Consider the following 25060-nt stretch of genomic DNA (forward strand, 5'->3'; position numbering starts at 1 on the left):
ATAGTAATTTATAGATTTCATAGTTTCTAATATAGCAAAAATATTAGAATAGAGAAAATGTATATTATCTATATTATTGCCCAAAGTTTTAGATAGGGGAAGAGCAGCCAGAGCAACATTATAGAGCACCATCTGAAAAATGAAGAATGATTAACATTGCGTTGGATAAGTTTCCTTGGGTAGGATAAGTCAATTACAATCATACATACCTCTACATAAGTGTTTAATATTTATTATATGAAAAATGTTAAGTTTTTGTGAAGAATTCTTGACAAGTTGTTAATAAAAATATAAGCTAATAATATAGCCTTCCTAACGATAGGTAGTTAAAGGAGACGTAAAATGTATACAAAACAAAAATTATTAGAGTCAGCTTTTCGACTTTTTGCAGAAAAAGGTCCGGACTTTTCCTTAAATGAGGTGGCGGAAGAAGTAGAAATTAAGAAACCATCTATTTATGCACATTTCCAAAGCAAGGAGGATTTGTTGCATAAGGTTATAGAGGGAGAAATAGACAAGTACTTTTTAAAAATAAATGAGGAAATCGATAGCTTTTCTGAAAATGAACATAGTATAGAAAAAATATTAGAAAAAACATTTGTAGCTATACTAAATTACTATGATTCTTTGGAAAAGTTATATTTTTGGAAGAGGATAACGCTTTTACCACCTAAGGGATTTGAAGTAGCGTTAATAGAAAAAGCTAAGCAACTATTAAATGACAGATATCATGCAGTTGAGGGCCTTATTTTAAAGGGTATGGAGGAAGAGATAATAATAAAACAGTCTGTTCAGCCTATTGTATTAAGTTATTTTGCTACTATTCATGGGATATTAGATAGTGTAATAATTTACAAAGAGGAAGATTTAACCCAGTATTATCATAGTATATGGGAAAATTTTTGGAGGGGAATTAAAAAATAGGAGGAGTATAGTAAATGTTCACACCAAAGTTGTTTTCTATTGTTAAAGAAGAAGGACTGCAAAAAGAACAGTTAATGAAAGATTTTATTGCAGGAATAATTGTGGCAATCATTGCGTTACCATTATCTGTGGCTTTAGGTATTTCATCAGGAGTATCTCCTGAAAAGGGGCTTATTACAGCCATAATAGCAGGATTTATTATATCACTTTTAGGTGGAAGTAGAGTTCAAATTGGAGGACCTACAGGAGCATTTGTAGTTATCGTATATGGTATAATCGAAAAATATGGTATTCAAGGGCTGACTATTGCTACTATTATGGCAGGTGCATTTTTAGTAGTATTTGGATTATTAAAATTTGGTGATTTAGTTAAATACATACCTTATACTATTACTATAGGATTTACTGCTGGTATTGCAGTAGTATTATTTTCTACACAAATTAAAGACTTTTTAGGATTAAACATAAAAAATGTTCCTTCAGAGTTTATACCTAAGTGGTATAGCTACATTACACATATAAACACAATTAATCATTCTGCTTTGTTAATAGGACTTATATCATTATTAATTATAATTTATTGGCCAAAGATTAATAAAACAATTCCAGGTTCATTAATAGCCTTAATTTTTGCTACTATAGCTGTAAAGGCATTTAATTTACCTGTAGAAACTATAGGAAGTCGTTTTGGAGAGATATCTTCAGCTATTCCTAAACCAGTTATGCCTATAATGGATATGAATGTAATTAGGCAATTAATGGGTCCTGCAATTACTATTGCTATTTTAGCAGGAATAGAATCACTACTTTCAGCAGTAGTAGCAGACGGAATGATAGGGGATAAGCATGATTCAAATGCGGAATTGATTGCTCAAGGAGTAGCAAATATTGCCTCAGGACTATTTGGTGGAATACCTGCCACAGGAGCTATTGCAAGAACAGCAGCCAATGTAAAAAGTGGAGGAAAAACTCCTATAGCAGGTATGGTTCATGCTGTTGCACTTTTATTTATTATGTTACTATTTATGCCTTTTGCAAAATTAATTCCAATGACTGCTTTAGGAGCAATACTTATGGTAGTATCTTACAATATGAGCAATTGGAGAACTTTCAAAGCGCTTTTAAAAGCTCCTAGGGGAGAAGTTACAGTACTTATGCTTACATTTACTTTAACAGTAGTATTTGATTTAGTAATGGCCATTGAAATAGGTATGGTATTATCCATGTTTTTATTTATGAAGAAGATGTGTGAACATACAAAAATATCTTCTGTAACTTCGGAAAGAGAATTAGATGATAAGGTATTATTATATGAGATAAGTGGACCTTTCTTTTTTGCAGTGGCGCAAAACCTTAAAGACATTGCTCATGAAATAAAGGATGAAACAGAAGTTGTAATATTAAAGATGACCAAAGTTCCAGTTATGGATGCATCTGCATATAACGCATTGAAAGATATTCATGCTCATTGTAAAAAGCATCATGTTAGGCTTATTTACTCTGAAGTACAAGAGCAGCCGTTAAAACTTATTAAGAGAATGAATATTCATGGAAGACATGATGAAAAGAGATTTTTCCATAGCCATGGCGAGGCACTTCATGAGGCGTTATGTCAAGCTAAAGCAATAGTAAAATAGTGAAAGATGAGCAGTGAAGAATAAGGAAAATAATTTTTTATTGGTATAAAAAATATTATAATTAACAGCCTTGCATTATGCAAGGCTGTTGTTATTTGGTATTAAATATTGATTTTTTATAAAATAAATTAGCCATTAACAATTTTTCCACCATTAACGTGAACTATTTCTCCGGTAATAAAAGAAGCATCATTGGAAGCTAGAAAAACGTAGGTTGATGCAAGTTCTACTGGTTGAGCAGGTCTGCCCATAGCTGTATCCGTTCCAAAAGTAGCAACTTCACCTACATCAAAAGAAGATGGTATTAATGGTGTCCACACAGGTCCTGGAGCTACTGCATTAACCCTTACTCCCATTTTTGCCAAAGAAAGAGCCATAGAACGTGTAAATGTAACTATAGCACCTTTGGTACAGGAATAATCAATTAATCTTTCATCACCTTTATATGCAGTTATGGAAGCAGTATTTATTATTGAGCTACCTTCTTTTAAATAAGGGAGGGCAGCTCTTACTAAATAAAACATACTAAATATATTAGTTTTAAAGGTTTTTTCAAGCTGCTCATCTGTAATATCTAAAATGCTATTTTGAGCATATTGTACCGCTGCATTATTTACTAAAATATTTAGTTGTTTAAATTCATTAATAGTTTTTTGTATGGCATTATTGCAGAATTTATTATCTGTTATATCTCCAGGAATTAATAAACATTTTCGTCCTAAACTTTCTATTATTTTTTTAGTTTCTTCTGCATCTTCATGCTCATCGTAATATACAATAGCTAAATTTGCGCCTTCCTTAGCATAGGCTACAGCTACAGCTCTTCCGATACCACTATCTCCACCAGTGATTAAAGCAACTTTATCATTTAATTTATTTGAAGCTGTATAATTAGGATTGTCAAAAATTGGCTTTGGATTCAGAGTACACTCCATGCCAGGGTGTTTACTCTGATGCTGGCCAGGCAAGGATTTTGGGAAGCTTTTAATAAAATCTAATTCCTTATCCATATGTAATATCATCCTTTCAAAAGTTTACTCTCAAGATTTATTATTAGTAATTTGTTATAGAAAAATACTTTTATTTAGATTATAAGTTTCAATATTATAAATAAAAATAAGGAAAACTCAATATAAATTTTCCTTATTAAAAGTTTAAATTAAAAGATTTTCTAAAGAACAACGAAAGAAAATCTTTCGTATTTACTCTTTATATCTTATAATCGTTCTGTCCTCAACGAGTAAAGTATCTGTGAATTACAGAATCATTTCTTCCCTTAGCAAATACGTCAATTCTATTAGGATTCCAGGATACTGAAGCGGGTTCAGAAGTTAGATATCCGCCAAGGTTTCTCCAGGTACTCCATGTAGATCCGTTCCAGAATCTATAAATAAGCTGATTATTATTTCCTCTAGCAAAACAATCAATTCTATTAGTTCCTCTAGAGGAAGCGCAAGGAGCTGAGGATAAAACACCACCAAGATCTTCCCAATTGCTCCAACGGGAACCGTCCCACCATTTATGAATCAAGGTATTTTTAGTGCCTCTTGCAAATACATCAATTCTATTAGGGCCCCAAGATACTGAACCAGGAGCTGAAGTGAGTTTTCCCCCTAAGGCCTCCCAATCACTCCATCTACGCCCATCCCACCATTTGTGGTATAATTGATCATCAGTACCTTTTACAAAACAATCCAATCTATTAGCTGCCCAAGAACATATTGAAGGGGCAGAAGTAAGTACTCCACCTAGGGATTCCCAGTCACTCCATTTACGGCCATCCCACCATTTGTGGTACATAGCATTATCAGTACCTCTAACTACTACATCAATTCTATTAGGGCTCCAAGATACAGCACTAGGAGAAGAAGTGAGTTTCCCAGCAAGATCCTCCCAGTCGCTCCATCTGCGTCCATCCCACCATTTGTGAATTAATTCATTTTTCCTCCCTCTTGAAAAAATATCTAATCTATTTGGTTTCCAAGAAGCTACACCTAGACCTGATGTAATAGTTCCAGGGATTGTTTCCCAATTGGACCATGCTCTAAGCAAAGTATCATCATTTATTATATCTAGTTTGGATCTGTAGTCCCAAGGCATTGTATGCCAATAGTCTTCATACAAAGGTCTTCCGTAATACCACATATAAGGTGGTCTAAAGTTATAAAATGGATATACATCAATAAAGAAATTAGGGTAATAACCATAGGGGCCAAAGTCATAATAAGGATTAATTTGATAAGGATAAAACATAGGATAATTATAGTTTTCCATAATATTCCTCCATATAATGCTATTATATTATATTCAATTTTTTAAAATGTGTTACAAAATTAACTTATCGTCAAGGTTTGATAGATATTAGTCGAAAATGAAATGTGATGTAAAAATATATATTAAATGGAAGGAAAGTAAAGATGAAGTTGTATAAGAATGAACAGTTATATTCAAAGGAAAATGGTTGGCTAAATACTATGCTTGAAGGTTTTGATAGTGTAGCTATTTTAATTTTGGATCAATCATATAAATATATAATGCTAAATAATGGCCACAAAAAATTTATGAAAAGGCTATTGGGCATAGATGTTAAAATAGGAATGAATATTTTAGATATAATTGAAAAGTATGAAAAAAATAATATGAAAGAAAATTTTATAGGCAGAATTAAAGAAAAAGTATCAATTGCTTTTAAAGGAAAAAGTATTATTACTAATGAAGAAGTATTAGTAAAACAAAGTGAAATAGAATATTATCAAATAGAGCTAGTACCTATTAAAGATGAAAAGGGGAATATTATACAAATAGGTATATGTTCATTAAATATAACAGATAACATTAATACTATGAAGTATTTACTTAAAAGAAAATTAGATATTTCAGAGGAATATAAGGAGAAATACAATTTTTTAAGAAATATAAGCCATGAAATAAGGACGCCGATGAATGGAATCGTTGGATTAACAGATATTTTATTAAAGGATGATTTAGATACTAAGCAAAAAAAATACATGAATGCCATTAAAGATTCAGCAACTGCCTTATTGGAAAATGTAGATAACATATTATATAACTGTAAAACTGGAGTAAATAAGTTACCAGTAAACTATAAAGAATTTACTGTTCATAAGCTTATGAATAGTATTCAAAATATGTTTTCAGCTAAACAACAAGAAATGAAACTTAATATAAATTATAACATTGATAAGAATGTTGATAAATGTGTTATTGGGAATGAACTAAAATTGCAACAGGTGCTGATAAATATAATGTCTATTGCAATAAATTTGAGTGCCTGTAGTCAAATTCAAGTTAATGTAAAAGTTCAAGAGAAATTTATGAATTATAATAATAAACATGGAATTAAATTGAAGTTTGAAATACTATATTTAGGGAAAAAAATAAATGAAAGAAAAAATAAAGAGTGTTTTAATTCATATGAGGTAACTAGACAATTAATAAAAGATATAAATGGAGACATTGGTATTAGCAATGATGATTGCTTTAAAAATAACATCTATATCATCATTCCATTTATATTGTGCGATAAAGTTAAAAAGAATATTAAATGTATAAATAATGATGATCAGATTAAAATGAAGTCCATAGAATTAAAAAATGAAAATAAAATAAAAATATTAGTAGCGGAAGATAATTTAGTTAATCAGATGGTAATTAATGAATTAATAAGAATGTTTGGTTGGAAAAGCAATATTGTAAATAATGGTAAAAAGGCAATAGAAGCATTAAAAAATGATAACTATGATTTAATACTTATGGACATTTCCATGCCGGAGATGAATGGAGTGGAGGCAATGAGGGTAATTAAACAAGAAAAAAGGTTTAAGAAAATACCTATAATTGCATTAACAGCATATGCATTAGAGGAGGATAAGGAAAAGCTCATCCAATTGGGTATGGATGATTATTTGTCTAAGCCAATAGATAAAGAGAAATTATATGAAATGGTAAACAAGCATTTAAAACTTAGCTATGAAGATGTTATTAAACAAGATGATATACATTTAAATGATGAATATTCTAATGGATTTAAAAGATTAGATAAAGTTTTAGGAGGAAATACACAATTAATATTGGAATTGGGTAATAAAATAATAGAAATGTTTTCTAAAGAACAGATGGATGAGATAATAGAGTTTGCAGGTAGTGGGAAAATAGTAGAACTTAGAGAGGTAATACATAAATTAAAAGGAGCCATTTCAAACTTTAAGTTAACAAAAGTTACAGAAAACTTAAATACAATTAAAGAAATGGCTATTGCAGGAGATATAAATTCTATATATAATTTAATAGATGAAATAAATGGAGACATAGGAGAATTTAAAAAGGAACTTATAAAGTATTGTAATAATTAAAAGACTATATATGTTAATTTTCTGAAAAATTGACTTTTAAGTAGTTATAGTGTAATATTTTAGTATAAAAACAAGTTATATGTTATCAATAAGACTAATAGAGAATAAGTAGTTATTTTGCTATAAGTATATTGATAGTTTGTTAAATTATTGTGATAAAAAATATAAAATAACTGGTATGATTGATAGAGAGTAAGTGTTTATTCTGCTAGATATAAGCCAGCGTAGTTAGTTTTTACATATTTTAAAAACCAACTACGCTGGCTTTTTTATTTGACCTGTCAATTAGCTTGTATTAACTTGTTAATTAAAAAATTGGTCACAGTTTTTTTATGGGGGGAGTAATGGTGAAAATGAACTATTTATTAAATACTAATTTTAAGGTTGTTAAGGGTGAGAATATAAATATAGAAACTTTTTTACATAGTAAGAGGGTAGCTGCTTATACAAAAAGGATAGCTCAATATATGAATTATTGTTCTAAACAAACTAATACTTTAATTTTAGCTGCATTAAGTCATGACATTGGAAAGTCAAGAATACCTTCAAATATACTTAATAAAAAAGGTAAACTAACAAATTTTGAATTTGAAATTATTAAACAGCATGCTAAATATGGAGCAGATATATTAATAGAAAATAAGCAGTGTAAAGACTTTTGCGATATTATTAAATTTCACCATGAAAACTACGATGGAAGCGGATACTATGGTTTATGTGGCGAACAAATACCAGTTTATTCACGCATAATTCGTATAGCAGATGTTTTTGATGCATTAACCACAAATAGACCTTATAGAAAGGCATATAGTATAGCAAGTGCATTAGAAATTATGGAGTGTGAAAAGTATATGTATGACCCTAAGTTATTTGAAATATTTATTAATCTTGTAAATAGAAATATAAAGGAAATGTTAATTAGTAAGAATATATCATAAGTTGCACAGAAATTATAACATAAAAGAGAAAATAAGATTTAAAGAAATAACTTAAGATAAAAATGGAGGAATGTATATGAAACTTTTAAATAATTTAAAGATATCTTTAAAGTTAATATTAAGTTTTTTATTAGTTGGATGTTTAATGATTGTTATTACTGCAATAGGAATAGGAAGTATGACTAAAATTAATAAGGCTGCTGATGGATTATATTATGATAATATAATAGGGATAAATACAATAAATGATATAGATAAAGATCTATCGAAAATTTATATTGATATGCAATTAATGTCCAATAATGAAAATAAGGGTAGAATAAATGAGCTAAAAAGTGAAATTGATAAATTATCAGCAAACTATAATAAGGATATTCAAGTATATAGAAATGCTATTACAAAAGAAGAAGATAAGAAACTTTTAGATGAATTTGAAGTAAAATTAAAACAATACGAAGAGGTTAGGGAAAACTATATAAATTTGATGGTACAAAATAAAATCGTTGAAGCCAATGAAAAATTTACTCAATTAAAAAATTCACGAGAAAATATGGGAGCTACATTACAGAAAATAGCTGAATTGAATAAAAGTTGGGCAGAAGATGCTGTACATAACAACAAAATTACTTTTAATAATTCACTTAGATTAACTATTATTATAATTATTATATCATTTGTATTGTTAATAGCATGTTCGATTTTAATAATAAGATCTATAACTGTACCATTAAATAAAATAAAGGATTTTTCAGATAGGTTAGCAGAGTATAATTTTTCAGAACCATTAATGGTGCAATCAAATGATGAATTTGGACAAACGGCTACAGCTTTAAATAGGGCACAGGATAACGTAAGCTTTCTTATAAAAGATGTCATGAATAGTTCACAAGATATGAGTGCATCAAGCGAGGAATTGTCTGCAGCTGTTGAAGAGATGACATCAATGTTTGAAAATATAAATGGGTCTACAGCAGAGATAAATTCAGGAGTACAGGAAACAAGTGCAACAGCCGAAGAAGTATCAGCATCAGTACAAGAAATAGAATCAAGTATTTCCATGCTAGCAGGTAAAGCAGTTGATGGAAGTAGTAATGCAATGAAAATAAAACAGAGAGCAGTTGACATTGAAAAGGATACTAAGGAAACAAGCCGAAGTACAGAAGAAATTTATAATGATATAGAAAAAAATATGCTAAGAAATATTGAAAAAGGTAAGGTTGTGCATGAAATTAAGGATATGGCAAATATAATTGGAAACATAGCAGAACAAACAAATCTATTAGCTCTTAATGCAGCTATAGAAGCAGCAAGGGCAGGTGGGCAAGGAAGAGGTTTTGCAGTAGTTGCAGAAGAAGTAAGAAAATTGGCAGAACAATCTTCTTTAGCAGTTGAAAATGTTAAAGCTACTGTAGATGAAGTTCAGGAAGCATTTAATAATATATGTGAAAATAGTAATGAATTATTAAAATTTATGAATGAAAAGGTATCTACTCAATTTGATAATTTTGTTAATGTAGCAGAACAGTATGGACAGGATGGGAACTTTTTCAATGATATGTCAGAAGAGTTAGCATCTATGACACAACAAATTACAGCAACAATAAATCAAGTTAGTGAAGCAGTTCAAAATGTAGCGGAAATGGCCCAAAACTCATCAGGAAATCTAAATGGAATAAAGGAAAATATTAATGAATCAACTGAGGCTATGGAAAGTGTTGCTAATACAGCACAAAATCAGGCAGAACTTGCACAAAAACTTAATGAATTAGTTCAAAAATTTAAGGTGTCTTAGAAATAGTTTATTTTTATATGAGAAAGTATTAATATATTAAAAGGATATATTTTGGAATAAAATGTATCCTTTTTCATTTATTAAATAATATTTGAACATTCTTTATAAATTTGATAAAATTATGTTGGATAATGGAATTTGTAGCAATAGCCCATTCATAAAATCCTTGAATAATATGTTAAAATTGAGGTGTTTATTGGGGAATGGACAAAATTAATAAAATAATGAATAATATTAAGCTTTTATATGTAGAAGATGAAGAAATAACAAGAATTATAACTAAAAAAATGTTAAAAGAATTCATCGGGAAATTATTTGTAGGTAAAGATGGGAAAGAGGGACTTGAATTATTTATAAAAAATAGACCTCAAATAATTATATCAGATTTGAGAATGCCTAATATGAATGGTATAGAAATGATAAAAAAGATAAGGGATATAGATCAAGAGTGTGGAATTATTATAAATACTGAAGTAGAAGATATAGAGTATATAATAAAGAGTGTAGATATAGGAATTGATAAGTATTTAGTAAAACCTATAGAAAAGGAAGAAATGTTACAATCTTTAAATAAAGTTTTATTAAAGGTTATTAATAGAAAAAAGAGTAATAATAAGTTATATGAAATTTCTCAACTTAGCAAGGTTGAAAGGAAAATTATTGAGGATGAGATAAAAACTAAAATTTCTTTTCTTCTAAAGAAACTTACAGGAAAAGGACCTAAGGATGTCCAAGTGTTTTTTATAGGCAGTGTAGTAGAAGTTAAGACATATGATGCACTAACTCTTATGGAAAAAACGTTGTTAAATAATAGGGATAATTTCATGTTAGTAGAATACTATAGGAAATTATTTTATAAAGAAATAGATAATTATTTAATAGAGATAATCTCTAAGACTATAGGATTTGTAGTAAAATTGAATAAAATAAACATAAACGTAAATGAAAATATGGAACATATAATTTTTGAAATTCAATTTGATAAAGTAGTTGGAAGCGGTAATAATAATTTAAAAGACGTGGAATAATTCCCACGTCTTTAAGTTTAGTTATCTATGTGAAATTATAAAATTTAAAAACTTAGAATAATTTTAAGTTTTTCCTAATATTAACGGAAAAGCATTATCCATGGATGTTCAATTTTTAACTTTTAACTGTCCTCTATAAACTAAAAAATAAAACTGTAGATGAAAAAGGAGAGGTTAGATTTGGAGAAAAAATATAATGAAATATTAAGTATAGTTCAAAAAGAATTATCTTGTTCAGCCCATGATATAGATCATATATTAAGGGTTTATAATTTATGCTCGTATTTATCAAAATATGAGGAGAATGTAGATGAAGAAGTACTATCCCTTGCAGCGTTACTTCATGATATTGCAAGGGCAAAGGAAGATTCAGATTCAACGAGAACTATTAAACATGAAGTTCTAGGTAGTATAATGGCAGAAAAAATACTAAAGGATAAGGGATATTCAGAAGAAAAAATTCAAAAAATAAAACATTGTATATTGTGTCATAGATTTAGAAGTGGAAATGAACCAAAAACAATAGAAGGAAAAATTTTATTTGATGCTGACAAGCTAGATGCTATAGGAGCTGTAGGTATTGCAAGAGCTTATATGCTGGCTGGAGAATTTGGACAAAGTATATATTTAGATATGTCACCAGAAGAATATAAGTCAAAAAACATAATGGAAAATGGCATAATTAATGATTTTAGTAAGCATACTGTAAATATGGAATATGAATTAAAATTAAAAAACGTTGGTAAAAAGTTACACACAAAAAAGGCTAAAGAAATGGCAGAGGAAAGATTAAAATTTATGAATGAGTTCTTTAATGCACTTAAAAGAGATATATTTAAATAGAGTGGAGGAGAGAATGGTATGAAAATGGAAATTACCGAAAATGCTATAAAATATATGGAAAAGAAAAAGTCTAAAGCTTTAGTAATAGATATGGTTATAAATCAAATTAAGGTTGGATGAGGAGGTGGAAGTACCAGGAGGTACTATAGTCCAATTTTAAGAATACAGTATAATAATGTTGAAGAAAAGCAAGGATATGATGTATACAATGTTAGAGGAGTAAGAGTATTTTTCCCTTGCAACATAAAATTAGACAAAAATATAGTTATAGATACTAAAAAAATATTTTTTATAGAAAAGCTTGTTTTAAAAGATTTGGATATAATTTGGGTTATTTAAGAATGTTGCTAAAATGCAACACGTTGCATTTTAGCAATTTTGCCCATTAGTTCATGATTTTAAGCTTACGATAACAACTTTTTTATTTTAATAAATTAAAAAAAATAGGTTTTGTTGCAGTTTAACAACAAAACCTATTTTTTTTTACCTTTTAAGGGTGGTATGATTTTTGCTATATATATTTATCAAGTGATTCTTAGGTTCAGGTGGAGTTTGCTTAAGAGAACTACTCTCTCCATCTGAACCTTAGAAGAACTTATCAAGGAGCGTAGCTATCGGATAAAAAAATTAAATTGTTTGGAGGTATATTAATGAGCAATATAGATAAACTTAACAAAATACTTTGTGATGTATTTAATATAAAAGATGATTCATATACAAAAGATGAACTAGGCCCAGATGAGATAGAAGGTTGGGATTCTTTAGCACATGTAGAATTGATAACAGCTTTAGAAGAAAATTTCGGCATGGCTATAGATGTAATAGATGTATCGAGAATGTATAACATTGGAGATATAAAAAATGTACTTAAAAAGTATGGAGTGGTACTATGACTTTTGCAGATTATATATTTGAGTTCTCCAAAGAATTAGATAAAACTGCGATAATAAGCAAAGAAGAAATATCCTATAAGAAAATATATTCCAAAGTAAATGCCATAGAAAAAATGTTAAAAGATAAGGGACTAAATAGTAAGGACGTAGCCTTGCTAATTTCGGAAAACTCTACATTTTTTATACAGTGTTATTTTGGCATAATTAAAAATGGAACAATATGTGTTCCAATAAATCCAAATTCCTCAAAGGAAGATATAGATTATATATTAAAATCTCTAAATATAAAAAATATATTTATTCAAAAAAAATTCATGAAAAAGCTTAGTGAAATATCAGGTATTGATATTTATAACGAAGAAGATATAGATAAATTAGAAATAGTTATGTATAACCAAACTAATAAAGAAGCAGACGGTGAAGATGTGGCAGTAATATTATTTACATCTGGTTCTACTGCTAAACCTAAAGGAGTAATGTTAACTCATAATAATTTAATATATAATACTAATTCAATTATACAATATTTAAATTTAAAAGAAGAGGATAGGATGGAGGTAGTACTCCCTTTTTATTATTGCTATGGTACATCCCTTCTTCATACTCATTTTAGGGTTGGAGGAAGTTTAGTTATAAATAATAGATTTATGTTTCCTGAAACAGTATTAAATGATATAAATCATTATAAGTGTACAGGGTTTGCTGGGGTACCAAGTAATTTCCAAATACTTTTAAAAATGAGTGATATAAAAAATAGAAAATTCCCTTCTCTAAGATATATTACTCAGGCAGGAGGAAGGATGGCTAATATTTTTATAAATGAATTAATTGAAATATTACCTAAAGTTGATATTTATATAATGTTTGGACAAACAGAAGCTACTGCTAGGCTATCATATCTTCCTCCCAATTTATTAAAAGAAAAAATGGGTTCTATAGGCAATGGTATCCCAGGTACAAAACTTAAAGTATTAAATAAAGAAGGAAGAGAAGTAAAGTTGGGGGAAATTGGGGAAATAGTAGCTCAAGGTAAGAATATAATGAAGGGATATTTTAATGATGAAGAAGAAACAAAAAAAGTTTTGAAAAATGGATATCTGTATACAGGGGATATAGGTACTGTAGATAAAGATGGATATATATATATTCTTTCAAGAGAAAAAAATATTATAAAAAGTGGTGGCAATAGAATAAGCCCAAAGGAAATAGAAGATATAATACTTCAAATAGATGGAGTTATTGAATGTGCTGTGGTTGGAGTCGAAGATGACATTTTGGGGGAAGCGGCAAAGGCTTTTATAGTATCAAAAAATTCCAATTTAAATAGTAGAGATATTATGGAATACTGTAAAACTAAACTTCCTAGCTATAAGATACCAAAGTATGTAGCTATATTAAAAAATCTTCCTAAAAATTCATCAGGCAAGGTAATGTTAAAAAAACTTAAAGAGATGAATTAAGGCACATTAAAAAAATAAATAAGTCAGTATACTAGGTTATTTTACATCTTTGACTTGTTATTTGTTTTAATATGCCTAAAAATGTAGCAAATAAAGTAGGTGAAATTCATGAAAAATTATAACTTGTTAGAAAATCTAATTTTTAATAAGCCTTTTAGATTAAATAAAGATGAAAAAGAAAGAATTCTTCTAGAAATTTTTAAAGATCAGTTGGGAACCAATAGGCTAAATGCAAATATAGGTGCTATGTATGATAAGTTAGGCTTTGATATTAAGTATTTTAATCGTTTAGAAGATATCCCTTATATCCCAGTAAATATGTTTAAGAAATTTGATCTCTATACCTGCGATAAAGAAGAGATAGTTAGGATATTAAATTCCAGTGCCACTACTACTGGAAGTGCAAGTAAAATATATATAGATAAAAAAACTTCTATAAGACAATCTCAGGCACTTATTGCTACACTAAGAGATTTTTTAGGAAATAAGAGAAGACCTTTGCTTATTATAGATAGTGAAGATGTAAATAAAAGTAGTTCCATATTGACGGCAAGAGGAGCCGCTATTAGAGGCATAAGCAATTTTTCTAATAAAACAGTTTATGCCATGGATAAAGTAGGAGAAGAATTAAAATTAAATATTGAAAGAATTAAAAAGTTCCAAGAAGAATTTGGAGAAGAGGATGTATTGGTATATGGATTTACCTATATTATATGGTCAAGATTTGTAAGGGAACTAAGAGAGAATAATATAAAGTTAAATATTCCCAATGTAAAAATAGTACACAGTGGGGGATGGAAAAAATTAAATTGTCAAAAAGTAAGTAAAGAAGAATTTTCAAAAACTTTAGGGGAATTATTCAATACAAAAGAGAGCAATGTATTAGATTTTTATGGCATGGTAGAGCAATTAGGAGTAGTATTTATTGATTGTGAATGTGGATACAAGCATGTTCCAGATTTTGCAGAAATCATAATAAGAGATTTAGCTACATTAGAAGAAGTAAATATAGGAGAGATAGGTTTAATACAAATAATGAGTACATTATCTTCTAGTTATCCAGCTCAGGCGATTTTAACAGAAGATATAGGAACATTGATTGGAATAGACGATTGTAAGTGTGGGAGAAAAGGAAAGTATTTTAAATTTAAATCCAGAGTAGAAAAAGCAGAAATAAGAGGCTGCGGAGATACTTTTGCTGAAGGAGAGAAGAAAAATGGTTAAATGCTATACACTAAATGGTGAGTTTTATGGGGAAGGTTTATCTTTTAATGATTTTAACCATATATGTGAAATGTTAAAAAGAAATGAAGAAGAACTTCGGTATTTCCCAGTAGAGGCAATTTTACTTATAATAAATGAATATAGTAAAATTATATCCAAAGATAAAAACATTCTAAAGGAAGAAGGAGTACCTTTTTTATGTTTTTATTTAAAAAAATCTAATTTAGATAAGATAATAGAACTAAATCTAAAAAATAAAAGTTATTTAGATAGATTTATAGAAGTTGAAAATAAAAAATTTATTAAAGCACAAAAAAGAGGACTAGCATGCCATTGGATGGCAGCTAATGTTGGGACTTTGGGCATTTACTCCATACTACAATCTATAATATGTAGAAATTCTAATCTCGTTAGAATACCAGAGGATTGCATAGATTTAATCATAAAACTTTTAAAACCTTTAAAGGATATAGAAATAAGTTATGAAGAAAACATATACTTTGGAAAAGACTTATTAAAAAATATTTGTATAGTGAATTTTCCTAGTTCAAATTTGGAACTTAATAAGTGTATGTCTATAGAAGCAGATTGTAGAGTGTTTTGGGGGGGAGAAGAGGCTCTAAATTCTATAAGAAGTTTACCTCAAAGGACTAATTGTAAGGACATAATATTCGGACCTAAGTATTCCTTTGCAGTATTTGATAAAGATGCTATAGAAAGTATACAGTTAGAAAAGTATCTTGAAAATTTAGTTATAGATATAATAGCCTTCAATCAAAAGGCATGTTCTTCTCCTCATGTATTATTTCTAGAAAAAAGTTCTATATCTATAGAAGAAGTAACTCAAAGACTTATAAAAGTTTTTAAAAAAGTTACTAAAAGATATGAAGTAAATTTTTTAGGAGAAAGAACAGTGGCAGATATAATAAATAAAAGGGGAGAATATGCTTTAAGCTTAGATAAAATGCTTCATTGCAGCAAAGGATTTGAATACACTATTTTAATAGATAATGAATTTAAATTAGAAGAACCCATAGGAGGAAGAACTATATTTTTAAAAGAAGTAGATGATGTATTTGAAGTTGAAAAACTTATTACTTCAAGAGTTCAAACTGTTGGTATAGCTTTTAAAAATGAAGATAGAGCAATAAATTTTGCAGAGAAAGTTACTAAAATAGGGGTAGATAGAGTAGTAAAGGTAGGATATATGAATCTTTATGATTCTCCTTGGGACGGAAGTTTTGTAATTAGTGATATGGTTAGATGGTGTTCTCTAAATATTAATGGAATGATTTAAAAAGATTGCGATGCAACTTTTTAGATAACAGAGTACAGATTACAGAGAATAGACAAGGAGAATTTTTCTCCATTAATATTACGAAAAATTTTAAAATAGTTGTTTAAAAAAATAAATTAAAGTATTAATATATTAAATTATATTTCAAATTGAAAAAATAGCTCGTAGGTTGTAAGATTACCTAATCTTTAGCTTTAATTTAATAGTTACTGTAACATATAGCTATAGTAACATTAAGTTAAAGCTTTTCTATAGCAAAGCAGAAGAAAAGCCTCATTATATGTGCTCTATACTCTGTTATCTGTGATCTGAAAAAATTGAAAACAATTTTTTAAAATGGGGGTAAAATAATGCCAGATATAAATAATTATTATATTGGTCAGTCAGCAGAATATATAAAAGAATTAGGTGAAGAAGAAGTGAATCTTTATGCTAAAGCAACGGGGGACTATAATTATATTCATATGGATGAGGAAAGGGCCAAAAGGTCTTTTTTTAAAGGGGGGATTGTCCATGGAATGTTAACAGCAGGTCTTATATCTGCAGTAATAGGCACAAAACTTCCAGGAGAAGGAAACATATATCTTTCTCAAAGTTTTGAATTTATAAAGTATGTTAGAATTGGAGAAAAGATAAAAGCTAAAGTTACAATTAAAAAAATTGACAAGAAAAAAAGGATTATTTATTTAGATACAGTGTGTTGCAATAAAAAAGAAGAAATAGTATTGAATGGGGAGGCAAAGGTATATTTATTGCCAAGATAGGACAATAGAGGTTAAATATTTGGAATTTTTGAAAAAATATTGATATAATTATAATGTGAATTTATAAACAGGTTATGTATAAATTAAAGTATTTCTCAGAGATTTTAATAATATTAATTTGGGGGTGCTTCAAAATAGTAAAACGGGAGTCCTTAATGGATTTTGATCTGGTGGAAAATAAAATTATGGAGGGCAATTTTCAAAAGATTATAACTCAATTAGAAAAAACACGGATACTATGTAGTGAATTAGATGCAGTTATAGAATGTTCTTATGATGGTATATATATTACAGATGGCGAAGCAAATACTTTAAGACTTAATAAATCCTATGAAAAAATTACTGGACTTACAAGAGAATATATGATTGGTAAAAATATGAGGCATTTAGTTGATGAAGGTGTTATATCGAAATCTGGAACCTTATTAGTATTAAAACATAAAAAACCAATTACCATTGAGCAAACTTTTAAAACTGGAAAAAAAGTATTAGTATCAAGTAGCCCTATATTTGATAAGAAAGGTAACATAACTATGGTTGTTACTAATGTAAGAGATGTTACCCAACTTTATGAACTAAAGGAACAATTAGCAAAAAATGAAGAATTGACAAAAAAATATTATTCGGAAATTGAGGCTATGAGAAATCAGTTATTAAGTTCTTCTGATATAATAGCTCAGGACAAGCATATGTTAGATACTTTAAGAATGGCTAAAAGGGTAGCAAATGTTGATACTACAGTACTTTTGTTAGGAGAAACAGGAGTAGGAAAAGAAGAAGTAGCAAAATATGTACATAAGAATAGCAAAAGGTGCAATAAACAATTTATAAAGGTAAACTGTGGTGCTATACCAGAAAATTTAATTGAAAGTGAATTGTTTGGATATGATAAGGGAGCCTTTACTGGAGCGAATAAAGAAGGTAAGATGGGGCTTTTTGAAGTAGCTGATAGGGGAACTATATTTTTAGATGAGGTTGGGGAATTACCATTAGACATGCAGGTTAAGCTTTTAAGAGTATTGCAGGAGAGAGAAATTGAGAGAATAGGTGGTGTAACCCCTATAAAAATAGATGTTAGAATATTGGCTGCTACTAATAGAAATTTAGAAGAAATGGTTTCGAAAAAACTATTTAGAGAGGATTTATACTATCGCTTAAATGTAGTTCCTATTATAATACCACCACTAAGGGAAAGAAAAGAAGATATAGAGCCATTGTTTCAACATTTTTTAGGAGAACTAAATAAAAAGTATGGATTAAATAAAACATTTGCTCCTTCAGCAGTAGAAGTCATTATACAATATAATTGGCCTGGCAATGTAAGAGAGTTGAAGAATATTGTAGAGAGAGTAGTGATAATGAGCAATAGTGATACTGTATTAAGAAGTGATTTACCAATAAAAAATAATTTCAATTCATTAGATATACAAATAGATGATAGTGATGAAAAAGTAAACTTAAAGGAACTAGTAGAAAAGCTGGAATTACAGTTTATCAGCAAAGCTTTTGAAAAATATGGAAATGTCAGGGACGCTGCTAAATATCTTGGTATAGATGCATCTACCTTTGTAAGAAAGAGAAAAAAATATTGCGGAAAATATATGTTGCAAAAGTAAAATTTGTTGCATTATTGCAAAATCAAATATTTTGGGGCAATTTACTATAAGATTATTAAGAATAAAAGGTTTACAATTACTTAAAGTAAAATCTGTTGCATAAAATCAACAGATTTTACTTTTTTTATTATAACAAATTAAATTAACAGATTTGAGAGTAGTCTTTAAGGCCAATGATTTTCAATGCTTTTAAAAAAATTTATTTTTTAGTATATATATGGCACAGTAATTGCTTCATATATAAGCGTAGATAAAAAATAAAATACAAATACATTTAAATATGAAAGGGAGATGGTCTTAAATGGCATTAATGACAGGAGAACAGTATGTAGAAAGTCTTCGTAAACTTAATTTAAAGGTGTATATGTTTGGTAAAAAAGTGGAGAATCCAGTAGACAACCCTGTAATTCGCCCATCAATGAATTCAGTAAAAATGACTTATGATTTAGCTCAGATGGCTGAATATGAAGATTTAATGACAACTACTTCTAATTTAACTGGAGAAAAAATTAATCGTTTCTGTCACATTCATCAGAGTACAGAGGATCTTATTAAAAAGGTAAAAATGCAAAGATTATGTGGACAGAAAACAGCAGCATGTTTCCAAAGATGTGTAGGTATGGATGCTTTTAATGCTGAATACAGTACTACATACGAGATAGATAAGGCGTATGAAACAAACTATCATGAAAAGTTTAAAAAGTATTTAGAGTATGTACAAAAAAATGATTTAGTAGTAGATGGTGCTATGACAGACCCTAAGGGAGATAGAGGACTATCACCAAGTAAGCAGGCAGACCCTGATCTTTATTTAAGAGTTGTAGAAAGAAGACCAGATGGAGTTGTAGTTAGAGGAGCTAAAGCTCACCAGACAGGTATTTGTAATTCTCATGAAGTTTTAGTTATGCCAACAATAGCTATGAGACCAGAAGATAAGGATTATGCAATTTCATTTTCTATTCCAACAGATACTGAAGGAGTATTTATGATTCTTGGAAGACAGTCTTGTGATACTAGAAAGCTTGAAGAAGGTGCAGATATAGATGTAGGAAATAAAAACTTTGGTGGAGTAGAAGCTTTAACAATATTTGATAATGTATTTGTACCAAATGAAAGAATTTTCTTAAATGGAGAAACTGAATTTGCTGGTATGTTAGTTGAAAGATTTGCTGGATACCATAGACAAAGTTATGGTGGATGTAAAGTTGGAGTTGGTGATGTTCTTATAGGAGCTGCTGCAGTAGCCGCTGATTATAATGGAGCAGCTAAGGCATCACATCTTAAAGATAAACTAATAGAAATGACCCACTTAAATGAAACATTATATGCTTGTGGAATTGCTTGTTCCGCTGAAGGATATAAGACTGAATCAGGTAACTATATAATAGATTTATTGCTTGCTAATGTCTGTAAGCAGAACGTTACAAGATTCCCATATGAGATAGCAAGACTTGCAGAAGATATAGCTGGTGGAATAATGGTTACTATGCCATCTGAAAAAGACTTTAGAGATGAAAAGCTAGGAGCATATGTTGAAAAATATTTAAAGGGTGTTGCATCTGTACCAACAGAAAATCGTATGAGAATATTAAGACTTATAGAAAATATAACTTTAGGAACTGCAGCAGTAGGATACAGAACAGAATCAATGCATGGTGCAGGCTCACCACAAGCTCAGAGAATTATGATTGCAAGACAAGGAAATTTAGCTCATAAGAAAGCATTAGCAAAAGCTATTGCAAGAATACAAGAATAATTAATTATAAATGGACAGATTATAGAGTAAAGAGCATAGATAATGAAGATTTTATTCTGCCGCTCTACAGAAAATCTCTAAATTTAAATTTTTCGTAGTTTACGGAGAAAAATTATCCTAATCTGTGATCTGTGATCTGTCCTCTATACTCTGTAAAAAAGGGGTGATTACAACAATGATTAAGGAAATAGAAAATGTAATAGATAGCGAAATTAGACCTTACCTTAAAGAACATTATGGTGATATAGAATTATTAGGTGTAAAGGACGGGGTTGTTGAAATAAAATTGATAGGTCAATGTAGTGGTTGTCCATCTGCTAAATATACTGTAGAAGATGTAATAGAAAGTAACTTAAAAGAAAAAATCCCTGGAATAAAAAAAGTTATTTTGGTAAATGAAGTTAGCCAAGAGTTGCTAGATATGGCTAGGAAAATATTAAATGGAAATATGCAGGTAGTGTAATGAGAATAGGTATAAAGTATTGTGGTGGTTGCAACCCTAGATATGATAGAAAAGACATTATTGAGAAATTAAAAAGTGAGTATAGCGATTTAATTGTAGAGTTAGTGAAAGAAAAAGAGATTTATGATTTAGTAATAATTTTATGTGGATGTACTAGTTGTTGTGTTAATCACCAAAACTTAAATGGAAAGTACGGGAAAGTAATTGCTTCAAATGATAAGGACTATGGCGAAATTTTAAAGATAATAAATAAAATAAAGGAATCAGAATTTTAAGGGGGAAATTTAATTGAATTGTGAGGAGATCTATAGAAGTAAAGTTATTTCAGTAAAAGAAGCCGCTAAAAAAGTAAAATCTGGGGACAGAGTTGTTTTAGGGCATGCAGTTGGAGAACCAGCTGCAGTTATTGAAGAAATGGTAGAAAATAAAGAAAACTACAGAGATGTAGAAATAGTTCATATGGTTGCTATGGGAAAAGGGGGATATGCGCAACCAGGTATGGAAAAACATTTTAGACATAATTCCATATTTGTTGGAGGTACTACAAGGGATGCTGTAAGCTCAGGAAGAGGAGATTTTACACCATGCTTTTTTTCAGATGTACCTAGATTATTTAGAGAAAACTTACCTGTAGATGTTGCTTTAATCCAAGTTACTCCACCAGATGAACATGGATATTGCAGCTATGGCGTATCAAATGATTATACTAAACCAGCGGCAGAATGTGCAAAGCTAGTAATAGCAGAAATAAATAATCAGATGCCAAGAACTATGGGAGATTGCTTTATTCATATTTCTGATATTGATTATGTAGTTGAAAGTTCACATCCAATAATAGAACTTAAGCCAGCTAGAATAGGTGATGTGGAAAGAGCCATTGGTGAAAATTGTGCATCTTTAATAGAAGATGAATCTACACTTCAATTAGGTATAGGGGCTATTCCAGATGCAGTGTTATTATTTTTGAAAGATAAAAAAGATTTGGGGATCCACTCAGAAATGATATCTGATGGTGTGGTACAATTGGTAGAATCCGGAGTCATAACTAATAAGGCTAAAACTTTTCATCCAGGAAAAATTGTTGTTACTTTCTTGATGGGAACAAAGAAACTTTATGATTTTGCTCATAATAATCCTATGTTAGAAATGTATCCTGTAGACTATGTAAACGATCCAACAGTAATAATGAAAAATAGCAAAATGATTTCAATAAATTCATGTGTTCAAGTAGACTTAATGGGACAAGTTGCATCTGAAAGTGTAGGACTAAAACAGATTAGTGGAGTTGGAGGACAAGTGGATTTTGTAAGAGGATCCAATATGTGCAAAGATGGAAAATCAATTATGGCTATGCCATCTACTGCAGCAAAGGGCAAGGTATCAAAAATAGTTCCATTACTTGATGAAGGTGCTGCTGTAACTACATCAAGAAATGATGTTGATTATGTGGTTACAGAATTTGGTATTGCTCATCTTAAAGGAAAAACTTTAAGACAAAGAGCTAAAGCGTTAATAAATATAGCACATCCTGATTTCAGAGAAGGGTTAATAGAAGAGTATGAAAAGAGATTTCATGATAAATTTTAATGTGAAGTAATGATTAATATAGTTTATAAACTAGGTTATCAATTATTAAAATAAAGTATTTAAATTTAATAAAATGAGGAGGAAAACTTATGGCCATGCAAAGAGAGTATGGAAAAGAACAACCTTATTTATCAGCAGGTCCATTTAAGATTCGTATACCTTTTGTTCATTACAAATTTGAGTGGGCAGATTATATTCAGGGACTACTTATGTGTGCAGTTTGCTTGGGAGCTATTCCAATGTTACAGGATTCTTTAGGAATGCCTTTTGAAGTTGCTATTGCCGTTGTTGTATTAAATGGTATATTGTATTGTGTTCACGTACTTTTGGGAGATCCTGTAGTACCAGGATGGGTAACTCCTGCTATACCATTACTTATGCTTTATGTAGCTGATTTTCCACAAGGGCCAGAAAGAATTCAAGCATTAATAGCTTTTGAAATAACCCTTGGACTTTTAGCTCTAATATTAGGTGCAACTGGTTTAGGTAAAAAAATAGTATCTATAGTACCTAATGCAATGCAATCAGGTATTATTCTTGGAGCAGGCATTGCAGCAGTTAATATGATATTTGTTAAGGGTGCACGTTTTGATAATTTCCCAATTTCTATAGTTATATGTATAGGACTAGGTTTCTATCTATTATTTTCAAATCATTTTAAAAGCATTAGGAATAATAATAAATTCTTAAAAACTATATCAAACTTGGGAATACTACCAATTATAGTTCTTGCTATAATAATAGGACCATTAGTTGGAGAAACTCAATGGCCACAAATTCAATGGGGATTTACTAAACCTGATTTCGGAACCTTATGGAGAGAATGGACTTTCTGGGCTGTAGGTTTTCCACCAGCTCAAATGTTTATAAAGGCAGTTCCAATGGTATTTTCAGCGTATATAGTATTATTTGGGGATATGATTCAGTCTCAGGCTTTACTTGAGGATTCAGCAAAATTCCGTCCAGATGAAAAAATAGATTATAATCCAAACAGATCTCATATAATATTTGGATTAAGAAATATAATAATGTCAATTATAGGACCAGATATAACTATGTGTGGACCTTTGTGGGCAGCAATGCAGGTTGTTGTATGTGAAAGATATAAACATGGTCGTGAGGCTATGGACTCCATAAATGGTGGAGCAGGATCATTCCGTTTTGGAACACTTACAGGATATTTCTTATTACCAATAGTAAGTTTAGTTAAACCAATACTTGGTATAGCTCTTGCTTCTACAATGTTGATTCAAGGTTTCGTTTCTGTTAGAGTTGGTGTTATGAAGGCTCGTACATTTAATGATTTAGGAATAGCAGGAGTAATGGCATCAGTAGTTGCAACAAGAGGAGCGGCTTGGGGACTTGTAACAGGTATAGTACTTTGCCTTTTAATTCAACTTGGAAATAAACCTGAAATGGATATAGTAATATTTGATGAAGAGAAAGCTAAAATAGCAGATTAATAACCCCACTATGAATTAATATAATAAAAGCTTAAAGAATATAATTTCTTTAGGCTTTTTACATTGTGTAAATTGTTTTAAAATTTTGAAATTTATGTTAATATATATTTATAAAGACTTATTATGGGGGATTAATTAATGTGTAAAGAAGCCTTAGAAAAGTATTTGAAAAGTTTTAAGTTATTTTTACCATTTATTTTAGTAAAGTTAGCATTTGAAATTTCAACTTTTAAAGTTACAAATGGGAATGCATTATTGGATAAGTATGGTTTCATAAAAAAAGGAAATTCATTACCTAATATGGCATCTTCTATAGGGAATAGCATAGGCATATTGTTAGTTTCTTTATTTTTAGCACCTTTATTTTATTCTTTTTTACAGTTAATTACAAAGAATATAATAAAAGAAGAGGAAGTTGACTATGAGAAAGTTAATTATAAGGATAGTTTTAGGGAAAGTTTAAGATTTTATCTAAGATATTTGGGATTAACTATTATTATTATTTTTATATTTGGAGGAATAATGCTTTGTAGTTTACTTGTTATGATCCATCCAATTTTCATAGTTGGTGTAGTTATTTTAGCAATTTATATAGGGGTAACAATAACACCTTGTACCTCATATTTAATACATTATGATACTTCAGCAGAAGAGGCATTAAGTAAAGGAAGAGCACTAGGTAAAAAGTATTTTTGGTCTATATTTTTTGTGGGTTTAATATCTGGAATAATAAATTCTATTGTAAACGCTATTGCAAAAGGTAGTTCCAATACTAACATAATAACTTTTGCAGTAGTATCTTTTATATCTATTACTATAGAACTTTATATGTATGTGTTTACTATGTATATTTGTAGAGAAGAAGAACCTCTTTCAAAGGACAGATTACAGAGTGCAGAGGACAATTAACAGATAACAGATAAGGATACTTATCTGTGCTCTGTACTCTAAAAAAGTGCGGTGCACTTTTTTTAATTCTGCATATATTGTTATAGAGGTGAT

At 29.5% G+C, this 25060-nt stretch carries 21 protein-coding genes; 19 read left to right on the top strand and 2 right to left on the bottom strand.

The window, feature by feature from the left end; translation table 11 throughout:
• Positions 1–342 precede the first annotated feature (342 nt).
• Together T514_RS0105485 and T514_RS0105490 are read left to right on the top strand one after the other, a co-directional pair.
• Positions 343–924: a TetR/AcrR family transcriptional regulator gene (locus tag T514_RS0105485; protein ID WP_027623872.1), complete on the top strand. Its 582-nt coding sequence runs from the start codon at positions 343–345 to the stop codon at positions 922–924.
• A 14-nt stretch (positions 925–938) separates the two neighbouring features.
• The gene (locus tag T514_RS0105490) at positions 939–2561 is read left to right on the top strand and encodes a SulP family inorganic anion transporter (protein WP_027623873.1); all 1623 of its coding nucleotides are present in this window, start codon (positions 939–941) and stop codon (positions 2559–2561) included.
• Positions 2562–2689: 128 nt separating this feature from the next.
• On the opposite strand, the gene T514_RS0105495 is transcribed toward T514_RS0105490, so the two are convergent.
• Positions 2690–3571 carry an SDR family oxidoreductase gene (locus T514_RS0105495; RefSeq protein WP_027623874.1) on the bottom strand — a complete coding sequence of 294 codons (882 nt, stop codon included), beginning with the start codon at positions 3569–3571 and terminating at the stop codon, positions 2690–2692.
• 223 nt (positions 3572–3794) lie between these two features.
• Positions 3795–4835, bottom strand: coding sequence for a PLL family lectin (locus tag T514_RS23845; RefSeq protein WP_242850554.1), 1041 nt, complete (start codon positions 4833–4835; stop codon positions 3795–3797).
• A 143-nt stretch (positions 4836–4978) separates the two neighbouring features.
• On the opposite strand from T514_RS23845, the gene T514_RS25545 reads away from it, so the two are divergent.
• The 17 genes from T514_RS25545 (at position 4979) to T514_RS0105590 (ending at position 24967) form a co-directional block, all read left to right on the top strand.
• Positions 4979–6934: a response regulator gene (locus T514_RS25545; RefSeq protein ID WP_051541794.1), complete on the top strand. Its 1956-nt coding sequence runs from the start codon at positions 4979–4981 to the stop codon at positions 6932–6934.
• A 353-nt stretch (positions 6935–7287) separates the two neighbouring features.
• Complete coding sequence (locus T514_RS23860; RefSeq protein ID WP_242850555.1) at positions 7288–7872, top strand: HD-GYP domain-containing protein; 585 nt, start codon at positions 7288–7290, stop codon at positions 7870–7872.
• Positions 7873–7948: 76 nt separating this feature from the next.
• Positions 7949–9664 carry a methyl-accepting chemotaxis protein gene (locus T514_RS0105515; RefSeq protein WP_027623875.1) on the top strand — a complete coding sequence of 572 codons (1716 nt, stop codon included), beginning with the start codon at positions 7949–7951 and terminating at the stop codon, positions 9662–9664.
• A gap of 224 nt (positions 9665–9888) precedes the next feature.
• A complete protein-coding gene (locus tag T514_RS23865; protein ID WP_242850556.1) occupies positions 9889–10692 on the top strand; it encodes a Na-translocating system protein MpsC family protein in 804 nt (267 codons plus the stop codon).
• Positions 10693–10872: 180 nt separating this feature from the next.
• Positions 10873–11535: an HD domain-containing protein gene (locus tag T514_RS0105525; protein ID WP_027623876.1), complete on the top strand. Its 663-nt coding sequence runs from the start codon at positions 10873–10875 to the stop codon at positions 11533–11535.
• 650 nt (positions 11536–12185) lie between these two features.
• Positions 12186–12428: an acyl carrier protein gene (locus T514_RS0105535; protein ID WP_027623877.1), complete on the top strand. Its 243-nt coding sequence runs from the start codon at positions 12186–12188 to the stop codon at positions 12426–12428.
• A complete protein-coding gene (locus T514_RS0105540) occupies positions 12425–13888 on the top strand; it encodes an AMP-binding protein (RefSeq protein WP_027623878.1) in 1464 nt (487 codons plus the stop codon). Before T514_RS0105535 ends, T514_RS0105540 begins: the two co-directional genes overlap by 4 nt.
• 108 nt (positions 13889–13996) lie before the next feature.
• On the top strand, positions 13997–15112 hold the full coding sequence (locus T514_RS0105545; RefSeq protein WP_207640917.1) for a LuxE/PaaK family acyltransferase: 1116 nt from the start codon (positions 13997–13999) through the stop codon (positions 15110–15112).
• Positions 15105–16409 (top strand): acyl-CoA reductase, encoded by a 1305-nt coding sequence (locus T514_RS0105550; protein ID WP_027623880.1) that lies wholly within the window; start codon positions 15105–15107, stop codon positions 16407–16409. The genes T514_RS0105545 and T514_RS0105550 overlap by 8 nt, the downstream gene beginning before the upstream one ends.
• Before the next feature lie 350 nt (positions 16410–16759).
• A complete protein-coding gene (locus tag T514_RS0105555) occupies positions 16760–17173 on the top strand; it encodes a MaoC family dehydratase (RefSeq protein ID WP_051541801.1) in 414 nt (137 codons plus the stop codon).
• Positions 17174–17328: 155 nt separating this feature from the next.
• Entirely contained in the window at positions 17329–18789 is a 1461-nt protein-coding gene (locus T514_RS0105560; protein WP_027623882.1) for a sigma-54 interaction domain-containing protein, read from the top strand.
• Positions 18790–19090: 301 nt separating this feature from the next.
• Positions 19091–20545: a 4-hydroxyphenylacetate 3-hydroxylase family protein gene (locus T514_RS0105565; RefSeq protein ID WP_027623883.1), complete on the top strand. Its 1455-nt coding sequence runs from the start codon at positions 19091–19093 to the stop codon at positions 20543–20545.
• 175 nt (positions 20546–20720) lie between these two features.
• Complete coding sequence (locus T514_RS0105570) at positions 20721–21008, top strand: NifU family protein (protein ID WP_027623884.1); 288 nt, start codon at positions 20721–20723, stop codon at positions 21006–21008.
• Positions 21008–21283 carry a hypothetical protein gene (locus T514_RS0105575; protein WP_027623885.1) on the top strand — a complete coding sequence of 92 codons (276 nt, stop codon included), beginning with the start codon at positions 21008–21010 and terminating at the stop codon, positions 21281–21283. Before T514_RS0105570 ends, T514_RS0105575 begins: the two co-directional genes overlap by 1 nt.
• Positions 21284–21296: 13 nt before the next feature.
• On the top strand, positions 21297–22595 hold the full coding sequence (locus tag T514_RS0105580) for an acetyl-CoA hydrolase/transferase family protein (RefSeq protein WP_027623886.1): 1299 nt from the start codon (positions 21297–21299) through the stop codon (positions 22593–22595).
• Between the two features lie 89 nt (positions 22596–22684).
• Positions 22685–24058 (top strand): membrane protein, encoded by a 1374-nt coding sequence (locus tag T514_RS0105585; protein ID WP_027623887.1) that lies wholly within the window; start codon positions 22685–22687, stop codon positions 24056–24058.
• Positions 24059–24196: 138 nt separating this feature from the next.
• Positions 24197–24967, top strand: coding sequence for a hypothetical protein (locus T514_RS0105590; RefSeq protein ID WP_027623888.1), 771 nt, complete (start codon positions 24197–24199; stop codon positions 24965–24967).
• The last annotated feature ends 93 nt before the right edge of the window (positions 24968–25060 follow it).

The organism is Clostridium lundense DSM 17049, from assembly GCF_000619945.1.
GTDB lineage: Bacteria > Bacillota > Clostridia > Clostridiales > Clostridiaceae > Clostridium_AO > Clostridium_AO lundense.